The sequence below is a fragment of the Cytobacillus oceanisediminis genome (assembly GCF_022811925.1).
GTDB lineage: Bacteria > Bacillota > Bacilli > Bacillales > Cytobacillaceae > Cytobacillus > Cytobacillus oceanisediminis_D.
The window spans coordinates 3,105,232-3,129,958 of record NZ_CP065511.1; the positions used below are offsets into that span (position 1 = coordinate 3,105,232).

Annotated in this window: 23 protein-coding genes and 1 pseudogene; 7 read left to right on the plus strand and 17 right to left on the minus strand. The window is 40.9% G+C overall.

Going from position 1 to position 24,727, the window contains the following annotated elements:
* Nucleotides 1–32: 32 nt before the first annotated feature.
* The 3 genes from IRB79_RS15690 to IRB79_RS15700 form a co-directional block, all read right to left on the minus strand.
* A complete protein-coding gene (locus IRB79_RS15690) occupies nucleotides 33–941 on the minus strand; it encodes a cupin domain-containing protein (RefSeq protein ID WP_243503389.1) in 909 nt (302 codons plus the stop codon).
* Between the two features lie 149 nt (nucleotides 942–1,090).
* Nucleotides 1,091–1,744, minus strand: a complete 654-nt coding sequence (locus IRB79_RS15695; RefSeq protein WP_347815358.1) for a DsbA family oxidoreductase — start codon at nucleotides 1,742–1,744, stop codon at nucleotides 1,091–1,093.
* Between the two features lie 773 nt (nucleotides 1,745–2,517).
* On the minus strand, nucleotides 2,518–3,525 hold the full coding sequence (locus IRB79_RS15700) for a DUF3231 family protein (RefSeq protein WP_243503390.1): 1,008 nt from the start codon (nucleotides 3,523–3,525) through the stop codon (nucleotides 2,518–2,520).
* Between the two features lie 140 nt (nucleotides 3,526–3,665).
* Here IRB79_RS15700 and IRB79_RS15705 point away from each other — a divergent pair, with 140 nt between their 5' ends.
* Entirely contained in the window at nucleotides 3,666–4,208 is a 543-nt protein-coding gene (locus tag IRB79_RS15705) for an ADP-ribosyltransferase-containing protein (protein ID WP_243503391.1), read from the plus strand.
* Between the two features lie 17 nt (nucleotides 4,209–4,225).
* Here IRB79_RS15705 and IRB79_RS15710 read toward each other — a convergent pair whose 3' ends face one another.
* The 4 genes and pseudogenes from IRB79_RS15710 to IRB79_RS15725 all read right to left on the minus strand — a co-directional run bounded on the left by IRB79_RS15710 (nucleotide 4,226) and on the right by IRB79_RS15725 (nucleotide 6,501).
* Nucleotides 4,226–5,341, minus strand: coding sequence for a cysteine desulfurase family protein (locus tag IRB79_RS15710; protein ID WP_243503392.1), 1,116 nt, complete (start codon nucleotides 5,339–5,341; stop codon nucleotides 4,226–4,228).
* A gap of 308 nt (nucleotides 5,342–5,649) precedes the next feature.
* Nucleotides 5,650–5,724, minus strand: a pseudogene (locus IRB79_RS15715) (peptidase E); the annotation flags it as partial.
* Between the two features lie 42 nt (nucleotides 5,725–5,766).
* A complete protein-coding gene (locus tag IRB79_RS15720; RefSeq protein WP_243503393.1) occupies nucleotides 5,767–6,123 on the minus strand; it encodes a VOC family protein in 357 nt (118 codons plus the stop codon).
* 117 nt (nucleotides 6,124–6,240) lie between these two features.
* The gene (locus IRB79_RS15725; protein WP_431833436.1) at nucleotides 6,241–6,501 is read right to left on the minus strand and encodes a hypothetical protein; all 261 of its coding nucleotides are present in this window, start codon (nucleotides 6,499–6,501) and stop codon (nucleotides 6,241–6,243) included.
* 195 nt (nucleotides 6,502–6,696) lie between these two features.
* On the opposite strand from IRB79_RS15725, the gene IRB79_RS15730 reads away from it, so the two are divergent.
* Together IRB79_RS15730 and IRB79_RS15735 are read left to right on the plus strand one after the other, a co-directional pair.
* Nucleotides 6,697–6,990, plus strand: coding sequence for a phospholipase A2 family protein (locus IRB79_RS15730; protein WP_243503394.1), 294 nt, complete (start codon nucleotides 6,697–6,699; stop codon nucleotides 6,988–6,990).
* Between the two features lie 113 nt (nucleotides 6,991–7,103).
* Nucleotides 7,104–7,475 carry a VOC family protein gene (locus IRB79_RS15735; RefSeq protein WP_243503395.1) on the plus strand — a complete coding sequence of 124 codons (372 nt, stop codon included), beginning with the start codon at nucleotides 7,104–7,106 and terminating at the stop codon, nucleotides 7,473–7,475.
* A gap of 66 nt (nucleotides 7,476–7,541) precedes the next feature.
* Here IRB79_RS15735 and IRB79_RS15740 read toward each other — a convergent pair whose 3' ends face one another.
* Nucleotides 7,542–7,772, minus strand: a complete 231-nt coding sequence (locus IRB79_RS15740) for a hypothetical protein (protein ID WP_243503396.1) — start codon at nucleotides 7,770–7,772, stop codon at nucleotides 7,542–7,544.
* Between the two features lie 155 nt (nucleotides 7,773–7,927).
* On the opposite strand from IRB79_RS15740, the gene IRB79_RS15745 reads away from it, so the two are divergent.
* Nucleotides 7,928–8,797, plus strand: coding sequence for an EamA family transporter (locus tag IRB79_RS15745; protein ID WP_243503397.1), 870 nt, complete (start codon nucleotides 7,928–7,930; stop codon nucleotides 8,795–8,797).
* Nucleotides 8,798–9,037: 240 nt separating this feature from the next.
* On the opposite strand, the gene IRB79_RS15750 is transcribed toward IRB79_RS15745, so the two are convergent.
* Together IRB79_RS15750 and IRB79_RS15755 are read right to left on the minus strand one after the other, a co-directional pair.
* On the minus strand, nucleotides 9,038–9,889 hold the full coding sequence (locus IRB79_RS15750) for a GNAT family N-acetyltransferase (protein WP_243503398.1): 852 nt from the start codon (nucleotides 9,887–9,889) through the stop codon (nucleotides 9,038–9,040).
* 71 nt (nucleotides 9,890–9,960) lie between these two features.
* Nucleotides 9,961–10,455 carry a YoqH family protein gene (locus IRB79_RS15755; RefSeq protein WP_243503399.1) on the minus strand — a complete coding sequence of 165 codons (495 nt, stop codon included), beginning with the start codon at nucleotides 10,453–10,455 and terminating at the stop codon, nucleotides 9,961–9,963.
* Between the two features lie 508 nt (nucleotides 10,456–10,963).
* On the opposite strand from IRB79_RS15755, the gene IRB79_RS15760 reads away from it, so the two are divergent.
* Nucleotides 10,964–11,836, plus strand: a complete 873-nt coding sequence (locus IRB79_RS15760; RefSeq protein WP_243503400.1) for a putative RNA methyltransferase — start codon at nucleotides 10,964–10,966, stop codon at nucleotides 11,834–11,836.
* Nucleotides 11,837–11,838: 2 nt separating this feature from the next.
* Nucleotides 11,839–13,305, plus strand: a complete 1,467-nt coding sequence (locus IRB79_RS15765; RefSeq protein WP_243503401.1) for an Msr family ABC-F type ribosomal protection protein — start codon at nucleotides 11,839–11,841, stop codon at nucleotides 13,303–13,305.
* A 57-nt stretch (nucleotides 13,306–13,362) separates the two neighbouring features.
* Here IRB79_RS15765 and IRB79_RS15770 read toward each other — a convergent pair whose 3' ends face one another.
* From IRB79_RS15770 to blaOXA, 7 genes are all read right to left on the minus strand, one after another.
* Nucleotides 13,363–13,773, minus strand: a complete 411-nt coding sequence (locus IRB79_RS15770; protein ID WP_243503402.1) for a RidA family protein — start codon at nucleotides 13,771–13,773, stop codon at nucleotides 13,363–13,365.
* Between the two features lie 343 nt (nucleotides 13,774–14,116).
* Nucleotides 14,117–16,444: an alkaline phosphatase D family protein gene (locus tag IRB79_RS15775; RefSeq protein WP_243503403.1), complete on the minus strand. Its 2,328-nt coding sequence runs from the start codon at nucleotides 16,442–16,444 to the stop codon at nucleotides 14,117–14,119.
* A gap of 149 nt (nucleotides 16,445–16,593) precedes the next feature.
* Complete coding sequence (gene tatA / locus IRB79_RS15780; protein WP_221880945.1) at nucleotides 16,594–16,773, minus strand: twin-arginine translocase TatA/TatE family subunit; 180 nt, start codon at nucleotides 16,771–16,773, stop codon at nucleotides 16,594–16,596.
* A 709-nt stretch (nucleotides 16,774–17,482) separates the two neighbouring features.
* Nucleotides 17,483–19,726, minus strand: coding sequence for a metallophosphoesterase (locus IRB79_RS15785; RefSeq protein ID WP_243503404.1), 2,244 nt, complete (start codon nucleotides 19,724–19,726; stop codon nucleotides 17,483–17,485).
* Nucleotides 19,727–20,318: 592 nt separating this feature from the next.
* Nucleotides 20,319–20,894, minus strand: a complete 576-nt coding sequence (locus IRB79_RS15790) for a glycerol-3-phosphate responsive antiterminator (protein ID WP_243503405.1) — start codon at nucleotides 20,892–20,894, stop codon at nucleotides 20,319–20,321.
* A 255-nt stretch (nucleotides 20,895–21,149) separates the two neighbouring features.
* Complete coding sequence (locus tag IRB79_RS15795; protein ID WP_243503406.1) at nucleotides 21,150–22,169, minus strand: NAD-dependent epimerase/dehydratase family protein; 1,020 nt, start codon at nucleotides 22,167–22,169, stop codon at nucleotides 21,150–21,152.
* A 189-nt stretch (nucleotides 22,170–22,358) separates the two neighbouring features.
* Nucleotides 22,359–23,165, minus strand: coding sequence for a class D beta-lactamase (gene blaOXA / locus IRB79_RS15800; RefSeq protein WP_243503407.1), 807 nt, complete (start codon nucleotides 23,163–23,165; stop codon nucleotides 22,359–22,361).
* Nucleotides 23,166–23,311: 146 nt separating this feature from the next.
* Between blaOXA and IRB79_RS15805 the strand changes: the two genes are divergently transcribed.
* Nucleotides 23,312–24,658: an aminotransferase-like domain-containing protein gene (locus tag IRB79_RS15805; protein WP_243503408.1), complete on the plus strand. Its 1,347-nt coding sequence runs from the start codon at nucleotides 23,312–23,314 to the stop codon at nucleotides 24,656–24,658.
* Nucleotides 24,659–24,727 lie beyond the last annotated feature (69 nt).

Consider the following 24,727-nt stretch of genomic DNA (forward strand, 5'->3'; position numbering starts at 1 on the left):
CACCTGACCGCTTTCGTTTCATCCCTTTTCGTTTAATATCCTTGCTGATGCTCTTCCTCAGCAGCCATGGCATCTGCTTTCGTTTGATGCACCGTCCCAAATGGATGCTGCGGCGGTGCGTAAATGGAGTATAGCTTGAGAGGCTTGCTGCCTGTATTGATGATGTTATGGTATTTTCCAGCAGGGATAATGATGGCAAAATCGTCTGCTACTTTGCGCTGAAAATCTAATCGATCCTTGCTGTCCCCCATTTGTACAATCCCTTCACCATCTTCAATTCTTAAGAATTGATCAAGTTCAGGATGAATTTCCAGGCCGATATCCTCACCTGGATTTATGCTCATCAATGTCAGCTGCAAATGCTGTCCTGTCCAAATAGCCGTCCGGAAAGTGTTATTTTGCTTTGTCGCTTCCTCTATATCAACGACAAATGGCTGAGGGCCATAATCGGTAATCCGGTCATTTAGTGAAACAAGCCGCGCTGCATTTTCCTGCTCCCCTGTCATAGCCCAAATGAACACATTCTGAACCTGAGGAAGCTGAGAAAGTGCGGACCCTCGCTGATTTTCCTGGAAACCTTCCATTTCCAATTGATAAGCCCTATGCAAGCCATCACGGTAATGATCAATGGATACATCGCCAATCTGATAATCCGGCTGTGTTCCCGTTAAATTATAATAAAGATTGCAGAAATGGGTTAAATGGACTTTCTTTCCTTCGATAGCCTGAATGATATTTTGTTTATGCTCTTCATTAGGGGCTTGTTCTGCGAGCTGCGTGTATAGCTCAAGCACCGAAGCTTCCCTTTTGACTCCTTCAAGAACAGTTTCACAAAGCTGCTGAAAATGATTCTGATTGCTTCTTAACATGTCGTCAGTATGAAATACAGGTGCATTTACAAAAGGGTAATATGGATAGGAATACGCATTAGGATGATACAATATATGTCATTCCCTTCACAGATTTATCAACACATCATATGCCTATAAAAAAAGAAGGTACGTCGATTTTTCAAGTTGGGCTTATGGATGAATTAAAAAGAACCAGTCTTGGCCTTTTTAAAGGACAGTTAGACTGGTTCATTTTCGTATTATTTTTTAGGAATCTCACAGCCGTCATCATCACAGATCATACCGTCATTATTATTTAAAACAGTAATCTCATCCTCAGCAATAATCTTCTGCAAAGCTTGAACAAACATCTCAGTTGGCTGAGCTCCGCTAAGTGCATATTTTTTATTAATAAGGAAGAATGGAACCCCGGTGATGCGGTATTGCTGTGCCAATTTCTCATCTGCACGGACTTCATCTGCAAACTCATTGCCGGCAAGCATTTTTTCTGTTTCCTCACGGTTCAGGCCAACTTCTTCGGCTAATTCTGCTAAATCGGCATGATCTCCTATATGCCTGGAATCTGTAAAATAAGCCCGGAGCAGCCGTTCAGTCATTTCTTTCATTAGCCCTTTTGTTTTGGCAAACATCGTCAGACGGTGAGCATCAAACGTGTTAGTGAGAACGACGGTATCAATGTTAAATTCCAGCCCGGCGTTTCTCGCCATCTGCACCATGTTTTGCGTGTTGGCTTTCGCCTGTTCAATCGTCATCCCATATTTTTTGGATAACTTTTCATACATATTATCCTTTATATCCCGTTCAGCCGTCGGATCAAGCTCGAAACAACGATAAGTCACTTCAATTGGATGATTAATCTGTTTAATGGCATCCTCCAGATGCCTTTTGCCAATATAGCAAAACGGTCAAGCGAAGTCAGTCCACATTTCAATATGCATATCCGATTCCTCCAATACTGTATATTCTTCTTTAGTATAGTAGGTGGCATTTTATTTTACACGGAAAAAGCTTAAGGGTCGATTTGAGATTAACACCTATATCATGATGGGCATTGGTATTATGGTCGTTATTGATTATGATTAACTGCCATTTCTTATGGGGATCTTGTTATTTTCGTCGTTAATCGGATTGATTAACGACCATTTTCCAACGGAGTCTGCCCTTTTCGTCTTTATTCATTATGATTAACTACCATTTCTTATGGAACTCAGCCTTTTTCGTCGTTATTCATTACGATTAACTACCATTTCTTATGGAACTCAGCCTTTTTCGTCGTTATTCATCTCGATCAACTACCATTCCTTATGGAGCACAGCCTTTTTCGTCGTTATTCATCTTGATTAACTACATTTCTTATGGAGCGCAGCCTTTTTCGTCGTTATTCATCACGATTAACTACCATTTCTTATGGAGCGCAGCCTTTTTCGTCGTTATTCATCACGATTAACTACCATTTCTTACGGAGCCCTGCCTTTTTCGTCGTTATTCATTACGATTAACTACTATTTCTTATGGAGCGCAGCCTTTTTCGTCGTTATTCTTCTTGATTAACTACTATTTCTTATAGAGAACAGACGTTTTCGTCGTTATTCATTACAATTAACTACCTTATATGTTCGCAAAAAAGCTGGAAAAAGGTATACGTCCCTTCCCCAGCCTTCCGCGATTATATATTTGCCAGTTCATCATGGTCTGCCGGATGCGGCGGCTCCTCGAACCAGCCATTTTTTATGAGAATGTTTGCACCATCTTCAGCAAAATTAGCGATTTCTGCAGACAAGCGAATGAAATTAATCGAAATATCTTTTCGCGCACTTGAAGCAGCACTTGTTGCATAAATTCCTGCACTAAGGGCAATGAGCGATGTGGTCATAAACATCATTAATTTATCTGAAAAAGGTGGAGAAGTGGAATCTGTTACTTCCATATCCCAAGTCATGCTTGCAGGCAAATAACTTTCTTCCAGCATCTCAGCAAAGACTTTTGTATGCTTTGCTGCAATGTCCCTTCCCCTTGCCATGAATTGGCCAACTTCCTTCGATTGGGCAGCTTGGCTAAACCCAACCATAACCGTTTTTCCCAATGCATTCCTTTTCAAATTGGTATATATATTTGTAATTTCAATCACATTCAGAGGCCTTTTATCGCCGAACAGCCCCCCCATGAATTTTTTGCTTTCAACAAAGCTGGTTTCTTTTACTGGAATAACATGAGGTGATTTCATATATATGCCTTTATTCAGCAGCATCTTTTTTAGCTTTGTTTCGTACTCATTGATTTCCATCAAGCAAGTGTTAAAATATTCAAGGACATCAGACCTGACAGACAGTGTTTTGGACAGCGCATAAAAATTGACAGCAAACATGGCAATATTATAGAGGAAATTCAATGTGAAATTTTCTGAATAAAGCCTTGGAGCAGCAACCTTTACATCCTCCTCTGCTTTAAATCCATATGGCACGGATAACCCTTCGTTTTCAAAAAAGCCAGTCAGCTTCTGTAAATGTTTTTCAGTCAATTGAATACTATCCTGAAGCATAGACTGTAGTTCCTGGTCTTCAACAGTATGTGAAAAGTATGTGAAAATACAATTACACATGCTGCTGTTCAAATAAGCCGACCATAGTTGCGCTATTTCAGCTGCAGTTAATGCCGTGTTCTGATTATCACTCATTGACTCCACGTCCCTCTTTTTTATTTTATTATTTCCAAAGAGCTGAAATAAAAAAGAAATTTTTTATAAAAATAGGGGCTCATGCTGGATCATTTCATGATTAATAACGGACCAAATATGGGACATCCTATCAATGGGAGGTGTCTCTTTTGATCGTATATCACGGTTCCACAAGAAAATTTGACCACTTTTACAAAGAGCAGGCCATTCAGAAAACAATGAAAGAGTTCGATACACTTGGCATATGGTTTTCATCAGACTTTGATTCTGCTAAGGCATTTGCCATTGGAACAGAAACCGTTATAGAAAAATCGGACACTGAATTCTGGGAAGATGGTTTGCCGAAAGTGGTTGAATATGACAAGCAAGTCCTAGGATTTATTTATAAAGTGTATATAGATGAACCAATATTAAAGGACTACGATTCCTTTGAACATTTCATGAATGAACGGGACCCCTATTGTGACTATGCAAGCACAAAAAAAAGACACCTTACCTGGAAAGATAAGGCGATCTTACTAAATAAAGATGAAGCCAACGCCGAATTTCGCAAAAGTCTTACGAAACAAGGCTACGATGGTATTGCCGTAAGGAAAATGGCCATTGAAACCGGTGACGAGGATATGTATTGCATCTTTTCGGATGATCTTCTGCAGATTGCCGATGTCTTTTCACTGGAATAAGCGGCTGCCAAGATCTCTTAAACTGTTTCTTTCAGCCAGGAAACCGCCTGATCAAGTTCCTCTTTTATCGTATATCTTCCAAGACTGAATCTGACAGCACCCATTCCCACATGTTCAGGAACCTTCATTTCCCTCAAAACAGGAGACAACTCTACTTTGCCTGAATGGCAGGCTGATCCTGTAGAGGCAGCAAGCTGTGGAATGGAGGATAAAATATCCTGTCCAACCCGATTGATAAAACTGACATTCAGGGTATTCGGCAGCCGTTTTTCTTCGTGGCCATTAAGGGCAACCTCATCACCAAATGCCTCCTTCAATTGATCCCAAAAATAATTCGTTAAGTCAGCAAGCTTCCGGTCCCAGACATGTTCCTGAGCCAACTTACAGGCTTTTCCGAGCCCGGCTGCCAGCAGAGTGTTCTCTGTTCCTGCACGCAAACCAAACTCGTGTCCGGCCCCATGAATGAGCGGCTCAAGCTCTATGCCTTTTCTGATATATAAGGCGCCAATTCCTTTAGGGGCATACAATTTATGGCCCGCTATAGTGAGCATATCCACATTCAGAAGATCGACATCAACGGGTACCTTGCCCGCGGATTGAGACGCATCGGTATGAAAAGCGATCCTGTGCCTTCTGGCAATTTCCCCTATTTCATCGATCGGCTGAAGAGTCCCCACTTCATTGTTTGAATGCATGATGGTGATCAGGATTGTATCTTCCCGAATGGCATCTTCAACATCCTCAGGAGATACCATCCCAAATGCATCTACATCCACCATGGTGATTTCAGCACCGAGACGCTCCAGAAATTTTAGGGGCTCGACAATGGCAGGATGCTCGATTTTTGACGTAATGATGTGTTTGCCTTTTTGCTGATGCTTGAAATAATAACCCTTTAACGCCAAATTATTCGCTTCACTTCCGCCGCTTGTAAAAATAACCTCTTCCGGCAAACATGACAACAACCCAGCCACCTGTTTCCTTGCAATCATCAACTCCTCTTTTACTGGCTGCCCAGCCCAATGCAGTGCGGAAGGATTTCCGTAAAAGTCCGTCAGCAGCGGATTCATGGCATCTACAACCTCCGGTGCCAAAGGTGTGCTTGCATTGTAATCGAGATAGACTTTGTTCATTCCCTTTTCCCCCTTTGCCTTAAGAATATCAAAATTATGAAAATAGAGGAATTAGAGCTGCTTCGGGCTCATAGGAAAAGGGATGCCAGAGCACCCCCAAAAATACATTTAACAATAAATTTACAGGCCAATTATATTCTATTAATAAAGATCACTTAGAATAAAACTATGCATAATCGAAAGGAGCTGGCTTAATGCTTGAGAAACTGTTCAGATTAGTGGTCCTGACGATTTTTTGTACGCTATTTCCTTAAGTTGTTATCCCAAAAATTCAGCTTCAAGCACCTCTTCTTTTACCTCTCCATCGAAATATACTCATCTAATAATGGATTGTCGGGCTCCATAGAAAACCCTCCGCCTCCTAGAGCAATAAATTGTTTCATCTTTCCCCCACCTCTGAATTCAGCAGTCTGTCAATCCCTTTCTCACTTTTTCTCCATCACAGCAAAGTAATTTTCTTCTCCATCCGCAAAGTTAAAAACCCGGCCGGAAGGCATGTCTACCATTTCTCCAACGGTAATGTCCTTGTTTGAAAAGTCGCTATATAGTTGTTCAATATTTTCCGTGAAGAACATCAATGAAGGGGTGCCCAGGTTTAATCCCGGCGACATCTTCTCTACCCACTCCTTATTGTGCAGAATTATGCTTGTTTCCGCCTCATTTGATGGAGCCACTTCGATCCATCTCATTCCCTGGCCATTATCTTCTTCGGCTATTACCTGAAACCCGGCTTTTTCAGTCCAAAAATTCACTGCTTCATCCTGATTGTTAACGTATACCATGATTTGTCAAACTTGTTTAATCATGCTCTCACACTCCTATCGTTATTTCATATTAAACAATTCGGAAAATTAAATCAATTAAAAAAAGAGCCTTGCCCAGGACAAAGCTCTCTTCCTTTAGTAGTAGTAAGGATATGGCGGATACGGGTATGGCGGGTATGGATAGTATGGATATCCAAAGCCTGGTCCGGGTGCCAGCAATGCTCCGGTCGCAAGCCCCCCTAAAAATCCAAGTCCAAGTCCAATACCAGGTCCTCCAAACCCGAATCCCGGACGCCCAAAACCAAATCCTGGTCTTCCGAATCCAAAGCCAGGCCGGATTCGATGTTCAGTGAAATACATGTCATTGTGCGGAACATACTCCTGTGTCATTGGCATGTGCTGATATTGATAATCCAAACGGAACTCCTCCTCTGTATTTATCTACAGTAAAGGATATGCGTCAGTTGCCTATGGGGTATGGGCCCCTGCCCTTTATCCGAAAACAATCTTCATTTAGTAGATATGTAACCACACCTCTATTAGGGTTCTGCCATATTTATAATTAAATTGATAATAAAAAGAGGGATACTATTGACAAGAAGAAAACAGATTCCTTGCCTTTTCCCCGGATACAGATGGTGCGGTCCCGGATGCAGCGGACCGGATGCCCCTATTAATGGCGTGGATGCCTGCTGCAAGGCACATGATAAATGCTGGGCAAGCGGGAAATCAAAATGCAGCTGTGACCGCGAATTCCTCAGATGCCTGAAGCCTAAGACAAACAGACATGGTGAAGAAGGAACAATTGCGACGATCATTTATATTTATATGAAAATCCAAACCGATTTTACCTGCAGCCGGTTCAGGAGAAAAAGACTGTATTAAAAAAGCGGCGCTAGTCGCTTTTTTAATGACAACTCTATTGCTTTATAAAATGGCTTCGATTAAACTCAAGGTGTGTTATCTGAATTATATAAAAACTTACCCAAGGAGGAACTATGAAACTAGGAGCATTTTCAGTAAGTTTAAGTGTTAAAGACATTAAAAAGTCTAAAGAATTTTACGAAAAACTTGGTTTTGAAGCATTAGGCGGGGATATTGCGCAAAATTGGCTGATCTTAAAGAATGAAAACTGTGTGATAGGTCTATTCCAAGGCATGTTCGAGAAAAACATCCTTACATTTAACCCTGGCTGGAACCAAAACGCAGAAAATTTAGAGGGATTCACTGACATCCGGGATCTTCAAAAGCAGCTGAAGGAACAAGGAATACATATCATAAACGAGGCAGATGAGTCAGGCTCCGGCCCTGCAAGTTTCACCCTCGAAGATCCGGATGGCAATGCTATTCTTTTCGATCAGCATAGATAGAATTGTACTTACATAATAAAGCAGAACAGCAGTGCCGAGTGACACTGCTGTTTCAGCTCAAAACAATTACAACCGTTCATTTCCCCGTTTGAAGTTCCCCGTTATCTTTGCCATGATTAATTGCCTGCTCTTTTCATCTTCCGCATCATTCATTTTTTTTAGAAACTTCTCTGCATCTTTTCCTTTTAGAATTTTCACTTGTTTTCCATTATAATCAAGAAATACTGTGCTATTCTTATTTACCCGAAAACTAAATGGTTCTTCATCCAAGCGGTTCCTTTTATCAATTTGATCCATTTTCTGCCTCCTTGCTTAACCAAACTATAATATAGAAAACTCAACAAGAAAACAGAATTTTATAAATTTTGATAAATGAATCAGAGAATATTCTATAGGCACTTCAGCAAAATAAAATGTATAATAACCCCATTGAAGAAATGGAGATCATGTCTATGAGCATCATTTTAGCTCTGCTTGCCGCAGTATTTGCATCCTTCACAGCCATCCTCGCAAAAATTGGAATTGAAAAGGTAGATTCCAATCTGGCTACTGCAGTCCGGACGGTAGTGGTAGTCATCATGGCCTATCTTATGGTTGTGATTACGGGAGAAACGGAAAGCATCTTGACAATTTCTGTAAAATCGTACATATTTCTCATTCTTTCAGGCCTGACAACCGGCTTATCCTGGATCTGTTTCTTTAAAGCCATTCAGATCGGCGATGTATCAAAAGTAGTTCCCATTGATAAGTCGAGCGTCGTCTTAACCATTCTTTTATCATTTATAATTCTCAGGGAACCCGCTACTGCTTTAGTCGTATCAGGGGGAGTCATTATCTCCATAGGAACCTTTGTTTTAATCGGCAAAGACAGGAAAAAGAGCCGCAAGAAGAAAGTATTCAATACAAAATCGTATATTTTTCTCGCAGTCCTGTCTGCGGTATTTGCTGCAGCCACCAATATTTTAGCAAAGATCGGAATTGAAGACGTCGACTCCAATGTGGCTACTTTCATCCGGACTGTGGTCATCATTATTTTCGCCTGGGGAATAGTGTTTTTTCAGGGGACATTTAAGGATCTTAAAAAAATCTCCAAAAAGTCCTACCTATTTCTTTTCCTCTCGGGAGCCGCGACCGGATTATCCTGGCTGTGCTATTTCGGTGCTCTTGCCATTGGCAAGGTTAGTGTGGTCAACCCCATTGATAAGTTCAGTGTGGTGCTGACAATGATTTTAAGTTTTATTATTTTAAAAGAGAAGCCGGCAATGAATACAATTGCAGGCGCCATTTTGATTACGATCGGGACGGCTTTGCTGATAATCTAGGCGTTAATTAAAGATAAATACATAAAAAAACGGCTTTAAGCCGTTTTTTTATGATTTTGCATGGAGATTGGGCTTTCCGCAGCCGTTTTTCAGAGCTATATAAGCATTATTGACGTGCTAGTGAAATTTACGTGCGGATAGACCAAATTTACTTTCGGATAAAATATTTTATTTGCACATAGCCCTATTTTACTTGCGGATAAAACTATTTACTTGCGTATAGCCAATTTCATCATACCCCTATCCAAAAGCCTGCGAAGCAATAGCATATAAGGAATGGTTCCTCTGCGGCATAGCTGCTGAATTTTTTATCATAACTGGAGGAGTATTTGCTTTAACAAAACCGGTTCGCTCCAAAAAAGACATAAAATCCGTTCTTCCCTCTGGAACATCAATTCGCAGCTTCCCTTTATGATGTGAAGCCAATTTTTCTACGATTAAAGCAGCTGTTTCTGAATCTGGAGCAGCAATGGGTCCGAGTATTAAATTGACTGGCCCCTGTATGGATAATCCATATCCAATGATTTCTCCAGTATTATTTTTAGCAACAATACATTGTTTGGACTGGCTGATTCGATTGCGGAGAAAAACGCTTCGCTTATCGCCAAAGGCAGCCCCATCCAAATCAACAAGTTTGGCTAAAGCAGACTGATTGAAGTCTTCTATGAAAACTCCATCATGATCCTGTAAATTTTCAGGGTCGAATTTATCACAAAGAAATTTGCTTATAAAACCCACTGTTGTGAAGCCCATTTTTTCATAAAGGGGCTGTCCTTCCTTAGTTGCAATTAGCATTACCGTCATATCTGCAGTAATACTTCCAGCACATTTCCGGACTGCTTCCATTGCCAGCCCTAATCCCCTGAATTCTTCATGGACAATAACCATGCCAATCGACGCCAGTTTAGTGTCATAGGGGATTATTGCTGAACTAGAAACAATTCTCCCTGCAGAATCCTTATGACCGAAAACTCTCCCAGATTCCAAAAGTGTTCCAACTTCATGTTCATCATAATCCCATCCAACCGATGCCGATAAATCTATTAGACCGGGAATATCATATTGATTTAATTCTGCTAATTTTGCTATCATTCGCTTCTCCCTCTTAGTCTTTTGTTTTTTCACCCCAATAAGTATTAAATACCCTTTATACAAAATCCTTCTTACTTTACACATCCCTTTAATGTGTTTTGTAAAACTGCCGGCCCCAGATTACCGGAACGGGAATTGGACAGTCGCAATTGCACGATTGCATCAGCAGAAAGTTCTGCGGATATTTCGTCAAACTTTCCGGCCAATGGGGAGCCGCCAAACCAGCTTGGCTGATCTTCTTTAACAGGATACATTTTAAATCTCCAGCTGATCACACCCGGTATTTGTGCAAACCCTTCATATTGATCATAATCGCCAAATGCTGAAGGCAAGGGCATCCAGTCAGCGTAGATTCCAATAGCTGTCCGTTCTCTGACAGGACTCCCCGGCTCCTCTGAATATGGTTTCTTCACTTTAGTTATAAGAGCTGTCCCCTGGATATTCGGGATATCTTTTACAGGCTCCAGCACACTGCTGCAGGGATAGGAAAGGGACCCTGCATGTGCTGCATTTATTTGAGGTGCAAAAAATGCAAAAAATACCGTTAATATCAAGAATTTATTCATCAGATTTCCTCCATTTCAAAGAGTAATTTTCCCCTTCCTTCTTTTTAAAATTCGGAGGAACCTTTGACTTTTTTAATAGATGAATTTATAATGACCAATGTATCTAATTATTTTAGGAGGATTATTAAAAAATGACACACGCGATGAGACTTCGATTCCCAACTTTGAACCAGTAATTTAATACGTTCAAAGGCTCTGTTTGTGTTAACAGAGTAAACGGGATTAGTCTGTCCTTTTTTAATAATCTTCAGTTCATATTGAAATAGCTCATTTTGGTGTTATTTCTTAAATTGCCAGTAATTTATGGCAATATTGATATGAATGGAAAGGCGGATTTTTCTGCCTTTCTTTTTTTATGTCTATACGCCTTCCCATAGACAAGCAAAAGGAAGGTTTATTTGCTGACGGCTCCTGATCAGCCCCTAACCGAATTAGGATGGGTCCTCTTCCCTTTACTCTGAATCACAGGCAGATGCCTGTGATTTTTTTATTGAAAGGAAGAAGAAAAATGGAGATTCATGCGAAATATAAAAATTTCAGCAATGCACTTAGATGCCCGAACTGTGAAGATTCACTGCAGGTTGTTCAATCGAAAAGCCTGATTTGCCCGAACAGGCATACCTTTGATATTTCACACCATGGCTATGTGAACACGCTCAGCCATTCACCGAAGAGCCGGTACAATAAAGCCTTATTTGAAGCCAGGAAGAAAATCATTATGGAGAGTGAACTTTTTAAACTGCTTCATGAGAAAATATCAGCCGTAATTGACACCTATTCCGCCGATTCTGACACCCCTGCCTTAATTCTTGATACAGGGTGCGGTGAAGGATCACATCTGGAAAAGATTATGGGCAAATCCAGAAACAGAACGATGACCGGTATTGGCCTGGATTTATCCAAAGCCGGTATTGCTCAGGCTGCAAAAAGTTATAAACATTCGATTTGGCTTATCGGGGATCTGGCAAAATCTCCTCTAGCTGATCATTCTATGAATATGATATTAAATATCTTTTCTCCTTCTAATTACAAGGAGTTTAAGAAGATTTTGGTTCCAGATGGGCTCATCATTAAGGTGGTTCCGCGAGCTGCCCATTTGAAAGAGCTGCGGGATGCCATTCATGGAAGCAAAGAGAATAGTCTTTACAAGAATGATGAAACCATTTCACTTTTTAAAAAGAATTTTACTCTTACTGACATAATTACTGTGTCGGATGCAAGAGAGTTGAATAATAGTGAACGGACACATTTAGTGCAGATGTCTCCACTTGCCTGGGATTCAAGTGAGACATCTTTAGATGCATTTATCACCAAGAGAAGTCAAATCACAATCGACGCAGATATTTTAATCGGATTAAACCAAAAAGAAACGAGGTTATAATAATGGAAAATGTACTTTTTGAATTAGAAAATATTAAAGTATCCTATTTAGATAGATTAGTATTAAATATTCCCCGGCTGGCCGTGCATCAGTTTGACCGGATTGGCATTGTCGGAAAAAACGGGGCTGGTAAAAGCACCCTGCTGAAGCTGATGGCTGGACAGTTAAAGTCTGAAAAAGGACGGGTTAAAAGATTTGCTGATTTTGCCTATTTCGATCAGCTGTCAGCACCAGAAGCGAGCGAAATAGATTATAAACTGGCTGGACAGCTATCAATACCTCAAACCGAAATAGAAAATTTAAGCGGCGGGGAAAGAACCAGGAGGAAATTGGCGCAAATTTTTTCCAGCTATTATGAAGGCTTATTAATTGATGAGCCAACCACTCACCTTGATGAAGAAGGCACACAATTCTTTATTGAAGAGCTGACCTATTATTATGGGGCACTTGTGCTGGTCAGCCATGACCGGTATGTGCTTGACAAGCTGGTCACGAAAATTTGGGAAATTGAAGATGGATCGGTGACAGAATATACGGGTAACTATTCTGATTATACGGAACAAAAAGACCTGCAGCGAAAACAGCAGCTCGAGCAGCATGAAAAATATGTGAAAGAGAAGTCCCGCTTATTAAAAGCCGCTGAGGAAAAAATGAAAAAGGCCGAGAAAATTACACAGGCAAATGGACATATCTCCAAAAAGGAAACAAAGGCCAAAGCCAATAAAATGTTTATGACAAAATCCAAAGATACAAGCCAAAAAGCTGTCCAGCGCGCTGCCAAAGCAATCGAACAGCGGGTACAGAAGCTGGAGAATGTGGATGCGCCAAAGGAAGAAATGACGATTCGTTTTCATCAGCATCCGGCACTGGAAATGCACAATAAATTTCCCATCATGGGCGATCGGGTAACTTTAAAAGGCGGAGAAAGAACACTTCTGAAAGAAGCAAGCTTTCAATTCTCCCTTGGCAATACCATTGCCATTACAGGAAAAAACGGATCAGGAAAAACAACTCTGCTCAATCACATCCTGAATCTCGGCGAGGGCATAACCATCTCTCCTAAAGCGGTTATAGGCGCCTATGAACAGATGGATTATCAATTCGATAAAAGCAAAACTGTGCTGGAATATTTGAAAGAAAAAAGCGATTATGATGATAGTAAAATTCGTTCTGTTCTTCACTCCATGAGTTTTACAGGAAATGACCTTAAAAAGGATGTGCGCAGTTTAAGCGGCGGAGAAGCTATCCGTCTCGTGCTATGCCAGCTGTTCTTGGGCAGATATAATGTACTGATTTTAGATGAGCCGACGAATTTTTTGGACGTTTTTTGCATTGAGGCACTGGAGCGGTTTTTAAAAGTATATGAAGGAACCATCCTACTGGTATCCCATGATAAAGTGTTTGTGGATCGGGTGGCTGATTGCGTGTATGCCATAGAAGAACATGTGCTGGTTCTAAAGAAGAGCTAAAAGAAAAAATGGACCCGACTACTTTTGCAGGAGGGTCCATTTCTTTAATTATGCGGCTTATTTGGCGTTTTGGGGTAAAGCAGCAACCGCTTCTATCTCAACTAATTGGCCGCTATAACCCAAAACGGTGACACCGGACAATGTACTTGGAACATCATGAGAACCGAATTCTTCTCTAATTACCTGCCACGCGGCCACCAAATCTGACTGGTCAGAGGATGCGACGAGGACTCTTGTATATGCCACATCCTTTAATTCAGCACCACATTCCTTTAAGGCTGCTTTCAGGTTATCAACACAAAGTTTGGCCTGTCCTTCATATCTGATTCCCTCAGGCACTCTTCCCTCTTGGTCGAGCGGGCAGGCTCCTGCCATAAAATAAAGATCCATTCCAGCAGGGACATGGGATGCGTAAGCATAGTCAACTGCAGGCAACATCGACGAATGTATTAACGAAATATTTTTCATTTCTAAAATTCCTTTCATACCGTATTACCTATTTTAATTCCACCTATTTGAAAGATTTCCTTTTTAGTTAACCTGTTTTAAGGCTTCTTGACAGGTGGAAATATGGGATGTATATAGATATTAAAAATGATTTTAGTTTTTTCCGTTCTCCTAATGTTTAAATGTCCAAATAAAGCAGTTGAAGAAACTGGTTTTCCTCCTTTGCGCTTTTTTTCTTTCAAAAGAGTTCCAGTACAATATATTTTCCTAATGTTAACTGATTCACCTTTAGATTTTACTGAAATCCCTTTGTATCTAGCAGGGGGCGGCATTGTTGACGCCACCTGCTAATCGTTTCACTATTCTACTTCATCATTAGGGAAATCAGTCTCCACCATCCATCTCCAAGCTCACCCGTAATGGACAAGTCTATTTCTTTTCCGCTGTTGCCTCCATCTAAATCAAAATGGAGCCATTTGAATTGTCCTGGTGCCAGCGTTCCGCCTGTCTCAGCAAGCAGCTTGTTATCTGAATGAATGATTGTATTTGCTGAGGTATAAATGGCATCTCCTGTTAGGAAATAAATGCGATGAATACCCGCTGGAATCGCAAGTCTTAAAGTAGCTGGAACATCCCGGCCAACGATCATATCGCGCTGCAGCTCATCCAGCTTATTTCGATCCCTAGCTGAATGGGAAGTTCCGACCCATCCATACCCCTTTGTACGATCCCAAGTATCTTCTGGAACAAAGCTTCTAAAGGATGGAAAGACAGGCGATGTTGAAGTACCAGCATCAAGTGCGAGCAGAAGCTCGTCTCCAGCTGGGACAGAAACTGCCTGAACATCTCTTGGCCGGCCAAATACGGTTGTTTTGCCAGCGTCCACTTCTACACGAAGTCTTTCAGCAGCTGGAATAGCTGCTGGAGGTGTTACCATTACCTCAACCGTTAATGAAGATTGAGCTTCAATAACCGTTGTCACACTCTCACTCTTCCAGCCCTTAGGAACTGGGATACTTACATGAACACTCGATGCTTTTTTCGTCCCATTGCTGAGGGAGACGGAAACAGGGCATGGTTTTCCCGCTAACATCGTGTTCGCTTGAATGTCTGTTATATCAACTCCACCTATTCGCATCGCTCCAGCTTTACCATTCTTCACTTCAAAGGAGGCGATGGTGCTTGCGGCAGCCTCTGGATTACTAGGTGAAGAGACAACTCGATAATCACTTTGCCATGATTTATGTGTGACATGGAATCGTACATATCCACGATATTCACCATCAAAGAACTTGACATGCGGATTGACCGATAATGCTGCTTCAACCTGATCCTTCCAGCCACAGCCAGAGCTAATCGACGTCCCGACAAACTCGGTAGCAAGTGTCTTGGATTTTGGATCATTGAAATCCTCTTTTAAATCATTTACCCAGCTTGAATGCCAATCCCCGCCTAGAACAATTGGATTGGATGGTCGACGCTTTTTAATGAATTCGAAAAGGCGATCCCGATCAGCCGAATATCCATCCCACTGGTCATGGTTAACACTAATACCCTCACCTGGATCGTAGTCATATTGTGCCATCATTGTTTGCTGTGCCAGCACATTCCATTTTGCCCGTGAACGGTGAAGATTTCCGAGGAGCCATAATCCTTGTTCAGACCCTACCATTGTCCTTTCAGGATTAGAAGCTTCAGGATCAAGCGGACCGCCTGGAAACCCTTTTCCTACTTGATTGTCACGGTATTGTCTTGTATCCAGCACGCTGAATTCTGCAAGATCTCCATATGTAAATTTTCGGTAAAGAAGCATATCAGGGCCATTAGGTTTAGAGCGGCGCCTTAGCGGCATATGCTCATAATAGGCCTGGAATGCAGCCGCACGCACTGCCAGAAAACGTTCACGCTCTCCTACGGGATAGTTTGGATCAGAAATATCATTAGACCAATCATTATCTACCTCATGGTCATCAAACGTCACAATAAATGGGAAAGCGCTATGCGCTGCCTGCAAATCTGGTGATGTTTTGTATTGTGCATGAAGGAGACGATAATCTGCCAGTGTTTCGGTATCCCCTTTTTCATAAATATAGTCACCAAGGTGGAACACAACGTCCAGGTCCTCCTCAGCCATATTTTTGTAGGCGACAAAGCGTCCTCCTGCCCATGCTTGGCAGGAAGCAATTGCGAACGAGAGACTCTTAAGATGTGAGCCTTCATCAGGAGCAGTTTTTGTTCTGCCCACAGGACTAATTTCATTACCAGCCTTGAAACGGTAATAATACTCTCTCCATGGCCTTAAGCCAAAGACTTCACCATGCACTGAATGACCTAGTTCAGGTCCTGTAATTTCTTTTCCTCTTCGAACAATCTTCTTAAACGCTTCGTCTTCTGCCACCTCCCATTCAACAGAAACATAGCGATTATCCATCCCTCCATTTCCGTCCTCTGCAAGCGGATTAGGAGCAAGCCTTGTCCATAATACAACACTATCCGAAAGCGGGTCGCCAGAGGCAACACCTAGCGTAAATGGATAAGCTGAAAAGTCTGGTGTTTCCTCAGCGTTTACTGACGTAATGACAGGCAGCGAAAAAAAGGCTGCAACTGCGGCTGTTTTCCCTGTAACTTCTAAAAAATTTCGGCGAGTCATCTTTTTTGCGGTAATATCCTTAAACCATTTTTGGTTATTCAATGTTCTCTCTCCCTTTTACTAGATTTAGATAACTTCAAACGATCTGGCAGGAAAATATTCCGATCTGACTATGCAGCTTCTAAGTTACCCTTTTCTATCTATTTTGATAGTCGAAAGCAGCTACACTTATTAAGAGCAGCTAGTACCGTTTATTTAGCGTCCTTATCTGATTCTTTGTCCGAGATAAGGTCTTTTGTTGCATTTTTAAATTCTTTCAAAGTATTCCCAGCTGCTTTTCCTAACTCTGGAAGCTTTGAAGGACCAAAGATAATGAGTGCAATAATAATGATTAAAATTAATCCTGGAACTCCGATATTTCCAAACGGCATAATGTTCTCCTCCTAAATTTTTTAGTAGTAATAGGGTATCTAGCAAAGCTTTTATCTACTCAATTAGCGCTTCCTCCCTTTCAAAATAAAAGCTTCTATTTTGAATCCACTTTCGTGGAGGTCAATTGATAAAGACAAGCGGAGCAGTATAGGCCATTTCCTCATCCTAAATTGACTAAAGAGAACAAAAAACCCAAGTATAGCCAGTCCTAAAAAAGCATACGCATGCTTAATAAGACTAGTAACTATACCTGGGTTTTCTCCATTAACTCCACCCTTGGCAGTTATATAATATGTATTCTTTATAAGTGATTCATCATCTACATTGTCATAGTAAAACTTTTTTATTAAATCAGTATTGTTATTAAGTAAATTTATTGTTAAAAAATTTTCACATTTCAACTAGATTTAGAGTTTAAATACCATAATTCAGAATAGAAGCATGCAGCTTTAAGCAGTTGGGAGTAAATAATTTTATTTTCACTGAACAACTCGGTGTAATTGGATTTTTTTGCATTTAGTCCCATGTTTCGCTTTTGGTTGCCGTACCCCCATTAAATATCAAGATAATAGGTCTCCCCTTAGCTTTATAATTTAAACAAAAAACCCCGAATAACAGAGTATTTTAAAATATCCGCTCTTCGAGGTGTAAAGACTATTCTCAAACTTAATCATAGCTATGATAGCTGGATTCTACTAATTCCATGCATTACTTTTCATTCTTTTTTTCAATTTTTACCATCACATCATCGAAGTAGCTATTCGTATTTTCCCAAGTATATAAAGCTACCGTACCTTTTGAATGGGAATCATCGATAATACGCTCTCCAAATATATCGATTCCGTCCTGGTACGCCTGGATCTGATTCCCAACCACCTTGATTTCTAGTTCAAAATTGGCGCCTTGGATATATCCTGGTTTAGTCACATGGGCCAGTGTTCTTTCCACTCCGTCGACGACTTTGAAGATCTTGTAGAATTGACGCTCCTTGTCCAATTCTAATTTATAGTAATTATCTGGATCCTGATAGCGGAACATCAGACCAATTCCGTCATTATCGGTAGAGCGTAATGTAGTGGAAAACGAGTAATTCTTCCAATTGAAGGCACTGCGCTTGTCGTAATAAGCAAAGGTCCCCTTACGACTGTCAACAGCAGGAACATCCGGAGCATAGATGTTGGAAGATTGTACAACTTCTCCTCTCACAACCGACCATTTAGATGGTGCTTCAATCGTTCCCTCATCCACGACTGTCCAGTCTTTCATAGGACCGTCATCATCACGTTTCTTACCCCCACTAAAATCATCCTTCAAGAGATCCCTAGATTGTTTAACATCTTTAACCAGCACATCATCAAAGTAGTTACTCTGATTCCCCCATGAATATAGAGCTACCGTACCTTTTGAATGGGAATCATCGATAATAGGTCCTCCAAATATATCGATTCCATCTCGGTATGCCTGGATCTGATTCCCAACCACCTTGATTTCTAGTTCAAATTTGGTGTCTGGGATATACCCTGGTTCAGCCACATGTGCCAGTGTCGTTTCCACTCCATCAACGACTTTGAAGAGCTTGGAGAATTTACGCTGGTTGTCCAATTCTAGTTTATAGTAGTTATCTGGATCCTGATAGCGGAACATCAGACCAATTCCGTCATTATCGGAGGCGCGTAATGTAGCGGAAAAGGTGTAATCCTCCCAATTGAAGGCACTGCTCTTGTCGTAATAAGCAAAGGTCCCCTTACGATTGTCAACAGCAGGAACATTCGGACCATAGATGTTGGAAGATTGTACGACTTCCCCATTCACAACCAACCATTTGGATGGTGCGTCAATCGTTCCCTCATCCACGATCGTCCAGTCTTTCATATGTCCGTCATCATCACGTTTCTTATCCTGGCTAAAATCATCATCGAAGAGATACCTAGTTTTTTTAACATCTGAATCAGGTGTACCAAGCTCAGCGTTTGTATATTGGAACTCATTTTGCCAGTCTGTTTTGTATTCATCTAGATAAGGGGAGTAACTGGTTGCTTTTATCGTCCCTGCTTCTGGATCGATTTCCAAAAGGCGTATAAAACCATTTCCTCCATTTGCTTGCATCTGGTAGTTAGATAGCATTTGGTAGACTTTATTTCCATAGTCTCCTACCGATACACGACGACCTTGACCATCGTTCAACACATGTCCATTAAGTACCATTGAGATATTTGGATGTAGCTTGACAAATTTCTGCCACATTTCTTCCCCGTCATTAACTCCACCTGCCTCTGAAGCTACACCATAATTATGGGCATTCCAGGCATGTCCTGTATTATGACGTGTCTCATCAGAAAACATATAGCTATGCGTTACTACTATGACACGGTGATTGGGATGAGAAGAAACAACCTCGTTCGCCCAATCCAATACAGGATCTCTTGGTCCAAATTCCAGCGAAAGTACTAACCAGTCCGTTCCTCCAGCGTTAAAGGTATGATAATTGTTATCATACTTATCAGGTTCCTCCGGATAAACACCCCCAAAAGTCTCAGTTCCGGAAAAATCACTTACCGGAAAATAGGTATTAAATAGAGTGGTATCTCGTGTATTTGCCGAACCTCCCGTACCCATATCATGGTTTCCAGGTAAAACCGTATAAGGAACAACCCCATCTAAAGTTCGCATCGCATCATAAGCAACCTCCCACTGGGGTGTATTGTTATTGTTAGTGATGTCTCCCTCGTGAACAACAAACTTGATATTCTTTTCCTCCGAGTTGTCGGCAATCCACTGCGTTTGGGCGCGAAAGATTTCCGGATGGTTGCTTGCTAAGTTTTGGGTATCAGGCAGGACAGCAATTTTAAAAGCAGATGAGCTAGCCTCTGCTTGGTTGGATCCTTGGAAAGAAGGAGTTACTATTAAACTGAAAATCATCATCAAAACAAAAACGAATTTAGTTGCTTTCATCTTTTACATCCTTCCTTTTTAATTTTTAGGATAAGAGTCTCGAGGTCCTCTTACCTAGTCAATGCCAATGGCGAAACATTCGTCATTTAACGAGGCTACGAACAGCAAGTGATAAACCTGATGCTACTCGCATAACTAGATTTTTCTAAATACTCTAATAACTAATCCCCCATTTCAAAACAAAGGTTTTTATATTGAATCCACTTTCGTGGAGATCAATTGACAGAGACAGAGTAGTAAGATTTACAAGTAAGCTCATAAAGATCTTCAATCTCTACTTTTGATTGGTATATTCAATTTGTTACCTCATCATCCTAAATTGACAAAAGAAACCAACAAAAAAAACCAAGTATAGCCAGACTTAAAAAACATGTTCATGTTTAATAAGACTAGTAACTATACCTGGGTTTTCTCCATTAACTCCACCCTCGGTAGTTAATAATATTCGATTTTTAATTTTCTACTATGTTAGTGATTCATAATCTACACTTTCATAGTAAAACTTTTTATTTAGACAGTATTGGTATTAAGTAAATTTATTATTAAATTTTATTCCAATAATCAGTTGATTAATCCTGCTAATTTCCATATTTCAAATAGATTTATAGTCTGTATTCCATAATTCAGGTTCACCGATAGCTACACCGTGTGCTCCAGCCTCTATCGCCTCTCTTATTTCATTCGGATGTTTAATTAATCCAGCTGTGATAATTGGACAATCTATTTTTTCGTAAAACTCCCGTATGACTCTTGGCATTAATCCCGGCATAATCTCAATTGCATCAGGCTGTATATTAGATACGTTTCGAATTCCATTTTCATATGCCTGTGTATCTAGCATAAATAAATGCTGGATCGCTAATAACCCTTCTTTTTTAGCGGCCTGAATCAATTGATTTTTTGTCGAAACAATACCATCTGGCTTTACTTTTTGAGACAAGTACTTTATTCCTTCTCGATCATTCGCTATTCCTTTGATGAGATCAACATGCAGAAAAATCGACTTATGATACTTCCTGCTTTCTTCAACGCAATGCTCAATTGAGAAAATATCACCTGTCATCAAAAAGATCGTCTCAACAGGTGAAAGAACAGCCTTCTCAATTAATGAGACATCGCGTACAGCAGCTATGATAGGATTATTTTTCACTAAAACCTTCTTCTCCATCAATTCCACCTCCAATAAATTGGTTATAGCACTTTGTCATTAAGAGATAGGTACCTTTTTGTAAAGGATTATTAAGTTTCTGAGTAGACAGAAGGCAGAAGGACGGTAACTGATAGTTTACAAATAGATTGGTAAGTGTAAAAAAAATGACAGTGTAATTTGTACCTGTCATTTTTCATTAGCAATATTATTAGTAAGGTAAGTACAACCTAATATGGACGTTGGGATAATACACCATCACAAAGTATCATTTTTCTATTTTTGAAACCAGGCATCCAGCAGCTCTTGCTCTTTTTCACGCGATATTCCTGCTTTTCGTCCGGAATCCTGTCTCCCTTTCTCCCATTGATATACATCCTGAATTGTATCTTCAAGCGGTCTGAAGGAAAGTCCGTTTTCGATGGCCATTTTTACGCTGATGCACATGTGCCACGGTTTATCTTCTCCATCTAAAGGGAATTGTTCAGGAATCCATAACGGCATTTCAGTCCATGGCTGTAATTGATGATCCAATACAAATTGTTCATCGGTCCAGACAAATTTGGCATTGCTGTTTGTAACTGATTTACATGTATTCAAAAGCTCTTCCATCGTCAATTCATAATCGGGGCCTGTAATATTATACGTTCCAGTTTTGATATTTTCCGCCATATTAAAGCCCCATGCTGCTATATCTTTCACGTCGATCAATTGAATTGGACGATCCGGACGTCCCGGCACCACTATATTTCCGCCTTCCGAGACACGCTGAACCCAGTATGGGAGCCGATCTGTATAGTCAAACGACCCAACCAGCTGACCTGCCCTGATATGCAGCACTCGCCCCGGCCAATGCTTTTCTGCTTCAGCTTCGCATAACACCTTCAACGCGCCGTAATACTCATAAGGAGAAATTCTGCCTTCCTCAACATTTTTCAATCGATCCTGCGGCATGGACTGTAAATGATAGTCTTCCGTGAGATTGAGCGGAATCCAGTCTTTATATACAGAGATGCTAGAAATGTACGTATAATGTTCGATGCTATCTCCAAGCACTGCTGCGATTTTGTTAATTTGGTGCGGTGCGAATCCGCATGTATCCATTACAGCATCCCATTTTCTGTTTTTGAGCTGCGACACATCACCATCTCTATCACCTACGAGCTGTTCCACTTCGGAAAACGCTTCTTTATTATTCCCGCGATTGAATAATGTGATATCGTGACCTCTATTCAAGCCTTCTTCTGCCAGCGCTTTTCCTAAAAAACGAGTACCTCCCAATATTAAAACCTTCATACTTTTCCCCCGTTCACTTTAATAGCTGCAATAAATACATTCATTTTATATAACGTTTTTCCTTCTTAATAAGATACGGAGAGTATTAAGAAATTTGGGAATTTTGGTAAAACATTTTATCTGTAAGCTATTTATCCCTGCATAGTTTTTACAATTGGGAAACCATAAACATGGTTTCCCTCAATAGGATCAGTTAAAATTACTCATTATGATCACTTTCTCCTTCAGTACTTCTACAGCAATATTCCTGGCCTCCGTACCTGTTCCATCGATATTCACCGCAAACACCCATGTGCCCTTCCCTGTTTCAATAAAACCAACGTACCAGCCCAGTCCCATGTCGGACAGCCTTGTCCCCGTTTTCCCATGCAGTATGAAATGATCCTGTTCATCCTGAATCATCATTCTCTTGACAGTTTTTTGATTTTTCTCTGTAAAAGGCAGCTTCTCCTCCACAAGCTTTTCTATAAAATCAGCTTGCTCTGCTGCGGAAATTTTCAGGCTGCTGTCCAGCCAAAAGGCATCAATTCCTCCTGAAATGTCCTGGTTTCCGTACTGGATATTTGAAACGTATTCCTGCATGTTCTTTTCACCAATCGTTCTCGCCAGGTCCTGATAAAACCATATAGCTGATTCCCTCATGGCAGAAGCAAGTGAATGATCCCGGTTCCAGCTTTCGAATTCCCGTTCAACTCCATCCCACCGTTTCACTACGTATTCATCTCTTACAGCGGCAGTTTCCAGCCCGATTAGGGCATTGGCGACCTTAAAGGTTGATTCAGGCGTCAGTCTCTCTTTGCTCCTCTCCTTGTTGTAGACATAAACCTTGTCATTCTTAAGATTCTTGAGAACCATAGTGCCCTCTTTTCCTGCAAAAGCTTCTTCAATGTGCAGATTTTTTGTGTTTTCTTGTCCGCCTAATGCCTCAGCACCTGTACCCGTCAGCAGCAATAACACGGAAAAGGCCGCAATATCAGCTCTTCTCATCCACTTCATCTTTTCTTCCTCCTTCATAAAATAGGATTTCCGTCATGATGTCAGCTCTTATATTTGTCCCTTATACTATAAACAGCATAATGGATACAGAAAAGAATAGTTTTGGCCATCTGTACCCATACAAATCCCCCGGGAGGTGTGAATTCATGGGCACTAAATATGATGAAATCATAGAAGAAATCCAATCCAGATTGGATGATGAACGCTTGAAAGCCGGAGAAAAGCTCCCTTCCATCCGCAGATTTGCCAAAGAATTCAACTGCGGCATCAACACTGTGATGAAAGCTTACAGTGAATTGGAAAAGGCACATCTCATCTACTCTGTGCCAAAAAGCGGCTATTTTGCGGTAGGCTCTGATATGCCAAAAAAACACAAATCTATGATCATTGATTTTGTCTCGGCAGGACCGGACAAAAGCAAGATGCCATACCGTGATTATCAGCATTGTATGAACCAGGCAATTGAGCTTTATAAAGAGGAAATGTTTCAGTATTCCCATCCCCTCGGTTTGCCGAGTCTTCGGCATCAGCTTTCAGCACACCTTCAGGATATGCAGGTTTTCACCCCTCCTGAAAGAATTGCGGTTGTATCCGGCTCCCAGCAGGCTCTGGATCTCTTGGTCTCACTCCCCTTTCCCAATAATAAAATAGAGATCTACACAGAACAGCCAACCCACTTCAGTTTCATAGATTCCATCACTTCCCGCGGCTTGAAGCCTATTGGCATAGAGGTGAATCAGGAAGGAATTGACCTCAATTACTTAGAAAAGATATTCAGAGAGAGAAACATCAAGTTTTTCTACACTGTTTCCAGATTTCAAAACCCTACAGGCTGCAGCTACTCCAACCAGGAAAAAAAGGAAATGGTCGAGCTCGCTCAGAAATATGATGTCTACATAGTGGAGGATGACTATATGGGAGATTTTGATACAAGAAAAAAGGCAGATCCCATGTTTGCCTATGATCCATCCGGGAGAGTCATTTACACAAAAAGCTTTTCGAAAGTTTTGCTGCCAGGGCTGCGATTAGGATTGGCAGTTCTTCCAGAAGCCTTAATGAAACGTTTTACACAAGCCAAATTTGCAGCGGACGTCCATACACCCGTCCTCACACAAGGGGCACTTGAGATTTACTTAAGCAGCGGTATGTTTAAAGCACATATTGAAAAACTCCGGCGTCAATACAAAAAGAAAGGGTCCATTCTCAAAAAGGCATACCTGGAGCAATTGCCTCCCGATACTTCATTTACTGGCGGGGATTCGGGATTCTATTCGACAGTTGTCCTCCCGGGCAGAATGAAAGCGAAGAATCTTGTGAAGCATCTCCAAAAGAAAAATGTATTAGTTCAGGATGCTGCACCAATGTATCTTCCAGAATATCTAAAGGAAAATAGAATTCGATTGAGTGTCTCCCAGGTGGAGGATAGAAAAATTACAGTTGGAGTGAAGAAGATCGGGGATGGAATTCGTGCGTTAGCCAATTCTTATAACTAAAAATTAAGCTTAAATATGGACTAGCCGCAACCGCCCAAAATGACATGACCCCCGATTAACAATCATATC